The sequence below is a fragment of the Brucella haematophila genome (genome assembly GCF_005938105.1).
GTDB classification, from domain to species: Bacteria; Pseudomonadota; Alphaproteobacteria; order Rhizobiales; family Rhizobiaceae; genus Brucella; species Brucella haematophila.
This window is the reverse complement of sequence record NZ_VCPE01000038.1, coordinates 1-7,992: the sequence shown is the minus strand read 5'-3', so window position 1 is coordinate 7,992 and position 7,992 is coordinate 1. Positions and strand designations below refer to the sequence as shown.

Here is a 7,992-nt window from a genome sequence, read left to right as displayed (position 1 = left end):
TCGATCGCCGGGCATGGGAAGCGAACTTGCTTGAAGAACGGGATCGGACCGACGAGAAAGTTGAAGGTTCCAAACAACTCGATAATCGGGCTAGTATGGAAACAAAGGCCGTCGTTCGGGACGGAGAGACTGCCCGTACAGATCCTCCGCAACAACAGGTTGCACGATTGCAGGAACTAGAGCAAGAGCAACAGGAAAAGAAGGACCGCGACGAACACGAGCGTTAGATGACCATGCGACCCGATTACATTTATAATTCACCCCCCGATCCGAAGGCTGACGATGCTTTTGCAAAATTCTTTGCGGTTCTGTTCTGGCTCGTCCTTGGTTTGGTTGCGATCGTGTACGTAGCTACTGTCCTAAGAAGCTGGTTCAATGCAGCCATCGCGTGGATAACCGATATGATCAGTTTCCTTGGAGGATTTCTGCCGTTTTGACGGCAAAGAATATTTAATCAGACGGGTACTTTTGCTGCTCGGAATGTTTGAAGTGGGATTGAGATTTAAGCGGGTCTGGGGTCAGTTACAGGAGCAAACTACATTATGGGGCGGGAATAAACGTGCTAAGTCGAATCCGATGCCCGAGTGTAAAACTCAATGTCTTTAATATATCTAATGCATAAATGCCGACCCTATAGCCGGCCGTTGTAGGCGGTGGACTGTGGAGCTCCCCTAGCGTTCCTGACGTGGCCTCAACTCGATCGTTAAAGGGTCGATCTCTTTCATAGTCAGGAGGGCATTCACCCGCCGCGCCGCGTCGCCAGCGCGAAACCACTTGGATGCTGCGTCAATATTGAAGCGTGGGCGCCGACGGCCCTCCTGGGGCTTAGATGCTTCTGTCACAACCTTAACGATCTCATCGATCCGGTAGAGTCCGCCTGCGACAGGAAGAGGCATTTTTCGTTGCTGGAGCGCCTGCCGCTGCACTTCAAGCTTCTCAGCGACGTCAGCCAGGCTTACCAGGTCAGGTCGAACCTCGTGAAGGGTCGTGCCTTCGGGAAGCGCTTTGATCAGCGCCCGTGCTGCATTAAGAATTACGTTCTCAGCGTCATCGCCTTCCGCTTCTAACTCGACACCGAGCAAGCCGGGCGTACCAGTGCCCACCAGGGCGTCCCCGAAGCCAGCTTCGAAGATGGCGTCGGACAACACAAATGGATCGTGTTCCCCGTCAGGGAGCGCGAAAACTAACTCGAATTCGAATTCCTCAGCCATCGACATTTCCTTCGTCATTTTTCTTTAGTTGCACGCAAGCAAGGGCTTTCTGGCGGAGCTTCTTAGCGTGTTGCTGAGGGTTTTTGGGTGTCGACCAGACCGACATCTGGCAAAACTCGCCACAGCGACAATCCTGATCATTGGCAGGGCAACGCAGGATACCCCAACAATGCCCTTTTCCCTCGATCAGCTTCCACCCGAGCTTTTCGAGCTCCTGGAGGACGCCTTCTATTTCCTTCGACGTGTGCCTCTTTCTAGGCAAAATATATACTCCGCCATATTAAATTGTCAATTGACAAGTTAGAACGCCGCATAGTTTTACCCATAAGAATGAGTATGATGCCATGTCATCCTTCCTCGCGTGTGACTTGGTAAGTTATAGTGGTACACAATTACAAGCGAGAAGTTCAAAGGTCAGATCGCTGTCGCATATCGACGTAGGCTCTAGACGGTCACGGAAAACGCATGGACCGGCCAAAGTCGAGCGACATTCTCTAATTCTGCAATTTCACCACGTTTAGAATGAGTGCTTTCGACCCTCTAGAGGTCGTTTCGAAGGGCTCCGTTCCCACCCGCAACCTGCCGTTCATTCTGGATGAGATGCACGACGGAGTCGGGGCCGCAAGCCGCCATGGGCGGTCAAGATATATTGGGCTGTGGCGTAGAAACGGCGGTTTGCTATCTCATCCGATGTAATGCGGTGATCGGCGGCATTATCGCACTATAGAGGGCAATCGGCGGTGTTTGGCGGAGGGGATGGGTCTGACGTCCAACCTTCTCCACCTTAAGGGATTGATTTCATTATACAAGATCCCAACAGCTCTCGCTTCAGATCACGAACACCGGCGCGAACCCACCCCCTAGCGTCCTGAAATTTGTGGTCTGGCCTTGATAAAGGCGCGCGGCCACCAGAAGCACCTGCCCATCATAGGTATACAGTCGCACGTCCATTTTGCGCCTCTGGGGTGTCTCGTCGATCTTGATCATGCGCTCGCTGGGGCGGACCAGCGTCTGGGCAACGTATCCGCCTCCCGCGATCTCCGCCCAGACTCCTTTCGTCAGCTTGTCGCTACGATATACCGCCTTGCCACCATGTCCTCCTGTCGGCTTGAAGAACAGGTCCTTGCGGGATTTCCAAAGTGCATCAGCGTTGTCGGGATTGACCAAAACGGTGCGTGGAACGGCAGCAAGCCCGGCCCGAATCCCCGGGTCGACTCCCCATGCCTCAAGTGTCGCGGAATTCGAAAGAAGCGAAAGGTTGCGCTTGTCGGCAAGGAGCGCGTGGTTGTGCGGATTCGGCGTTACGACAACCGCGCCATCACGGTAGGATTCCTGCAATGCCTTGTGCTCGGGCTGATCAAAGGCGAAATCGGTGACCCGATTGTAAACGAGATCGATCGTCTTTCCGTCGACGCTGAGCCGACCATCGTCGTAGCTAAGGTGACCGGCGTCGGCGATGACCGCGTCTACCCCTCGTGCCGCCAAAACTTGCCGCGCGAGCACGAACTCGGGATAAAGGTACTGTTCCGGCGGATTGTCATCGATGATGGCGATGCGTTGTGGCGTGCCCGTTCCCCGCTGCCGAATCCATTCGTTCTGGAACATGCGAAACGCCGCGTCCTCGAACGATGGCAGCGCCGGGGGGATATCCATTTCGGCGCAGCACGCGCGCTGCGCTCGTGCAAGAAAGGCATTGAGAAACGCGCCGCCGGCGTTGGTGTTGATTTCGATCAACCGGGGGCCGTCTTCGCCGAGATGAAAGTCGTAGCCCATCAATGCCCCGAGCGGGCCGTGATCCCCCCACGCGATTTCCGGCGCCCAGGAGAGGACCGCGGTCTTGTATGCCTCGAGTTGGGCGGTGGTCTCCACAGCCACTGCGATCGCGCGCATCTCATTGACGGTGGTGGCCGAAAGGAACACCGGCACGTGCGAGAACAGGTGGGTCTTGGGGCCGATGAACGTCTCGAAGAACGCCGGCTCACCTGCCTCCTGCTCCAGCGCCTCGCGCAGCGATGGAAGGTCCAGTGTAACGCAGAAGCAGTTCTTGTTGAGCCGCTCCGTGCGGTCTTGAACCCGCTTCGATGAACTGGAGCCGGGATTGTTCATTGAGGGAAAACCCGACGCTGCGCCATGATCGGGCGCGCTTCAAAGGCCAAGTAATCCATGAATAATCCCACGAACATCGCTCCCAAAGGTGTCGCCATCGGGTTGATCCAAATATGCCGCTTCTGTCCGGCAGCCACAACTGTCACCGGGTGGGCCTCGGAAAACTGAGCAGCCGGTCGCACGGGCAGCTCCGGCCTGCAGCGAAGCTCCATCCCGAAGGTGCCATCAGCGCTCAGCGTGCTTGCGACACATTCTCCTGGTAGGTCCGCTCGCGCTCCGGCCAGGTGCTCTTGATATAGGCGAGCGCAGCCTGGATCTCTGCGTCGCTGAGGACGGCAAAGCCCGGCATGTCGCTCTTATAGCCGCCCCCGACGATGGCGGCCGTGCCCTCCTTGACGATCCGGAACAGGATGTCATCGGGATGGTGCCACGTGTGGTCGTCGGCATCGTGTGGTGGCGCCGGGAGACGCCCGGACGGAAGGGGCGTCTTCCAGTCCGGCTGCCCCTCGAGCTGCGCACCGTGGCAGGACGCACATTGGTCCGCATAGATCTGCCGGCCCTGTTCGATGACTTCTGCAGATGACGCGGCGTTGGATGCGGTCTGGGCATAGTGCCTGCCAGCGAAGACCGCCATGACCAGGCCTCCGACGAGCAACCCGGGCCACAAGATATTACGGAGTTCTTTTCGCATGAGTTGCATGATTGGTGGCGAGGAATTTCTATTGGCTACATGCCGAGGATGAATTTCTGCCAGAGGCGCGACGCCGGAGGCAATTGACATTCCCGTGACCAGCGCCTATCTTTCCGGCATGTTCTCGCGCCTCGTCACTATGCTTGCCGTACTCGCGATCGCCGTCATGACGACGGTGACCTCCGCGCATGCGGCGCGCTTGAGCGCAGAGCCGGATCACTCGATGCATGTCGGCGAGATGATGCAGGTTGCGGCCGGCAGCGAACATTCCTGTGATGGCGAACAGCACTGCGGATCGATCGACACCGGAAGCTGTGAGCTGCTTTGCGCCGGTCTTTCGGTCTTCCTGACCTCCCCGAGCGACAGCTCTGGCAGCGATTACGCGCCTGCCAGCCATGACCTGCCCACCGGTGCAGTGCTTGCCGGTCGGGCACCTGGACTGAACGAACGACCTCCCAAGCACCGTCTCCTCTGATCGCGCGTCCGGGCCGAGGCCCGCGGCGTCCTGTCGGTTTTGATGAACGGGACGAGCTGTCCCGAGGAGACGACCATGAATACCCTTTCACGACGCGGCTTTCTTGCCGCTGGCGCCGCCATGCTGGCCTATGCGCATCTGCCCCGGATCGCGGCAGCGCAGGGCGCCGCCCCGCTGTCGCTGCACGCCGCCACCCGGACGCTCGACATCGACGGTCGCGCCGCCACCGTCTGGGGTCTTGCCGGGCCAGCCGGACAGGGGCTGACACTCGATCCCGGCGCGCGGTTCCGGGTGGATCTGCGCAACGATCTCGATACTGACACGCTGATCCACTGGCACGGCCAGATCCCGCCCAACGCACAGGATGGCGTGCCCGACATGCCTTTGCCGATGCTCGCCCCCGGCGAGACTCGCGCCTATGACTTCGCGCCGCTGCCCGGCACCTACTGGATGCACGCGCATGTGCCGCTGCATGAGATGCGCCTTCTGGCCGCGCCGCTGATCGTGCGCAGCGCCGAGGATGTCGCCGCCGACCGGCAGGAGGTGGTGCTGTTCCTGCATGATTTCTCGTTCAAGGCACCCGAGGAGGTGATGGCCGAGATCCTTGGCGGCCACGGGACCGCCGGCGGTCATGGAGGCGGCCACGGCGCGGTCATGGGCGGCATGGCGGCCATGGACCACGGCGCGATGGGGAACATGCCGATGGGTGGCATGGATCACGGCGCCATGGGTGGCATGACGGGAATGGGCGCCATGGACGGCATGGCGATGGACCTCAACGACTACGACTGGGACGCCTATCTTGCCAACGACCGCACGCTTTCGGATCCCGAGGTGGTGCAGGTTGAGCGCGGCGGGCGCATCCGCCTGCGGGTGATCAACGCCGCCGCGGCAACGGTGTTCTGGATCGAGACTGGCGAAGCGCAGGCCCGGCTCGTCGCGGTCGATGGCCATGCCGTTCAGCCCGTCCCCGGCACGCGGTTCGGCTTGGCCATGGGCCAACGGCTCGACCTCGAGATCGACCTGCCGCAGGAGGGCGGCGCCTGGCCGATCCTCGCGCTGCGGGAAGGCGCGCGAGAGCGGACCGGGCTGATCCTTGCCACGCAGGGCGCCGAAATACGGCGCATCGACACCATGGCGGAGGCCGAAGCGCCTGCCTTCGACAGCGACCTTGCGCAGGAGACGCGTCTGATCGCCGCGGGCGCTTTGCCGGAACGGCCGGTGGACCGCAGCCACATGGTGATGCTGGGCGGCTCGATGCAGCCCTATGTGTGGACGATCAACGGCGCCGTCTGGGGCCAGCATCGCCCGGTGACCGCGCAGAGCGGTGAGCGGATCGTGCTGTCATTCCACAACATGTCGATGATGGGCCACCCGATGCATTTGCACGGGCATGTGTTCCAGGTCGTCGGACTGAACGGACGTGCAGTCCGGGGCGCGCTGCGCGACACGGTATATGTGCCGCCGATGTCGATGGTCGATATCGCGCTCGACGCCGGCGAGGCCGCGCGCTGGATGCTGCATTGCCACCACATGCCGCATCTTGAGACCGGCATGATGACCGAATTCGCGGTCAGCGCATAGGCCAGGCAGAGGACGTCGGATGCCGGCGTTCTCCCTCAGCAACAAGGAGGCGGACTCATGTCGATGTCTCACGGCGGCCATGCCGGTCACATGCCCGCGGGCGGCGATCGCAAGGCGCTTGTCATCTCGGGCTGGCTCACCGGCCTTTACTTTGTAGTCGAGCTGGGAATCGGCATCTGGACGGGCTCCGTCGCTGTCATCTCCGATGCCTTCCACACCTTCTCTGCCGTGGGCGGCGTGCTCATCGCACTGGTCGCGCTTCGCTTGACTGAACGGAAATCCAGCCCGGCACGTACCTTCGGTTATGTCCGGGCCGAGATCCTCGGCGCCCTTTTCAACGGCCTGTTTCTCGTCGCGATGGCTCTTTTCGTGCTGTGGATGGGCGCGATGCGTCTCATGGAGCCGATCGAACTGGCCACGACACCGATGCTGTTTGCCGCTGCCGGCGGGATCGCCACCGAGCTTGTCGCGCTCTGGCTGCTGTACGAACGCCAGAAGGGCAACCTGAACATGCGCGGCGCCTACTGGCACATCCTCCAGACCTTCGTCGGAAGCTTCCTCATCATCATCTCGGCGCTGGTGATCCGATTTACGGGCTTCCTCGCCATTGATCCCCTGCTTGGCATGGCCTTCGGGCTCGTCCTGCTCTGGGCTTCCTGGGGCATTCTGCGTGAGGCATTGCACATCCTGCTTCAGGGCACGCCGGAAGACCTGGATCTGGAGGCCGCAATCACGGCCATCCGGCAATTGGAGGGGGTGACGGATGTGCATCACGTCCATGCCTGGAGCCTGACATCCGGGCGCAATGTCTTCTCGAGCCACATCTGCGTTCGGAACTGGAAAGACGGCGAGCGGGTGCTGCGGCAGGCGAACCATCTCCTGCGCGAGCGATTCAACATCTACTTCTCGACGTTGCAGGTGGAGGAATACTGCCTCGATGGCGAGGAGACTGCAGCCGACATTGACATCATGCGGTCACATGCCGCGCCAGAACAGACCAACGTTCGAAATTTCCATGGGAATCACTAAACGGCGATACTTTTCCAGCTTCCAGTCACCTCTTGACCGTCTAGCGATTGGAAAGCGCAGAACGGCGAACGCAAGGCCGAGGACGAGACGCCGAGGAGGCGTAAAAATGACCAACAATACTGAACACGATCATCAGCACCACGATCATGCGGCCCACGGCCATGAGCAGGGGCACGCGGCTGTCGCAGCGGACAGTGCCCACAAGGTCAAGGACCCGGTCTGCGGCATGATGGTCGATCCCCACAAGACCGCGCACAAGGCCGAGCACGCGGGTCGGCCCTATTACTTCTGCTCGGCCGGGTGCCGGGAGAAGTTCCTGGCCGACCCGGAACGCTATCTCGACCCTGCCGCCGCGACGGAACGGGCCGAGCCGGTGCCCGAGGGGACGATCTACACCTGCCCGATGCATCCCGAGATCCGGCAGGTCGGCCCCGGCTCCTGCCCGATCTGCGGCATGGCGCTGGAGCCGGTGCTGGTCAGCCTGGAGGCCGGGCCGAACGAGGAACTGATCGACATGACGCGCCGGTTCTGGATCGGCTTGGTGCTGACGCTGCCGGTGTTCGTGCTGGAGATGGGCGGCCATCTTCTTGGTCTGGACCACCTCATCAGCCAGCGGACCTCGAACTGGATCCAGATGCTGCTGGCGACGCCTGTGGTGCTGTGGGCCGGTTGGCCATTCTTCCAGCGTGGCTGGCAATCGCTCGTCAACCGCAGCCTCAACATGTTCACGCTGATCGCGATGGGCACCGGAGCTGCCTGGATCTACAGCATGGTGGCGACGCTCGCGCCCGGCATCTTTCCTGACTGTTGATTGCCGCTGAGAAGTGACCCGGTTTGGGGTGATATTTCCATTTAGAATTGACCCATGTTTGAACCTTCCCTCGTTTGTTTTTCAG

General features: G+C 60.6%; 8 protein-coding genes and 1 pseudogene. 6 read left to right on the top strand and 3 right to left on the bottom strand.

Translation table 11 applies throughout. The features are described from left to right. A partial coding sequence (locus tag FGI60_RS26450; RefSeq protein WP_407921695.1) for a hypothetical protein occupies positions 1-227 on the top strand: 227 nt, incomplete at its 5' end. Beyond that, positions 228-437: a hypothetical protein gene (locus FGI60_RS25805; protein ID WP_094574676.1), complete on the top strand. Its 210-nt coding sequence runs from the start codon at positions 228-230 to the stop codon at positions 435-437. Positions 438-671: 234 nt separating this feature from the next. Here FGI60_RS25805 and FGI60_RS25800 read toward each other — a convergent pair whose 3' ends face one another. The 3 genes from FGI60_RS25800 to FGI60_RS25785 all read right to left on the bottom strand — a co-directional run bounded on the left by FGI60_RS25800 (position 672) and on the right by FGI60_RS25785 (position 3,951). Then, positions 672-1,211 (bottom strand): hypothetical protein, encoded by a 540-nt coding sequence (locus FGI60_RS25800; protein WP_024899907.1) that lies wholly within the window; start codon positions 1,209-1,211, stop codon positions 672-674. Between the two features lie 828 nt (positions 1,212-2,039). Continuing rightward, complete coding sequence (locus FGI60_RS25790; protein WP_128095076.1) at positions 2,040-3,317, bottom strand: ATP-grasp domain-containing protein; 1,278 nt, start codon at positions 3,315-3,317, stop codon at positions 2,040-2,042. 232 nt (positions 3,318-3,549) lie between these two features. After that, positions 3,550-3,951: a c-type cytochrome gene (locus FGI60_RS25785; protein ID WP_161662579.1), complete on the bottom strand. Its 402-nt coding sequence runs from the start codon at positions 3,949-3,951 to the stop codon at positions 3,550-3,552. A 151-nt stretch (positions 3,952-4,102) separates the two neighbouring features. Between FGI60_RS25785 and FGI60_RS25780 the strand changes: the two genes are divergently transcribed. The 4 genes and pseudogenes from FGI60_RS25780 to FGI60_RS25765 form a co-directional block, all read left to right on the top strand. After that, entirely contained in the window at positions 4,103-4,483 is a 381-nt protein-coding gene (locus tag FGI60_RS25780; protein WP_200869487.1) for a hypothetical protein, read from the top strand. A 75-nt stretch (positions 4,484-4,558) separates the two neighbouring features. Then, a complete protein-coding gene (locus FGI60_RS25775; protein ID WP_138787545.1) occupies positions 4,559-6,067 on the top strand; it encodes a multicopper oxidase family protein in 1,509 nt (502 codons plus the stop codon). 57 nt (positions 6,068-6,124) lie between these two features. Then, positions 6,125-7,096: a cation diffusion facilitator family transporter gene (locus FGI60_RS25770; protein WP_024899900.1), complete on the top strand. Its 972-nt coding sequence runs from the start codon at positions 6,125-6,127 to the stop codon at positions 7,094-7,096. 106 nt (positions 7,097-7,202) lie between these two features. Next, positions 7,203-7,898: pseudogene (locus tag FGI60_RS25765) on the top strand (YHS domain-containing protein); the annotation flags it as partial. Positions 7,899-7,992: the final 94 nt, after the last annotated feature.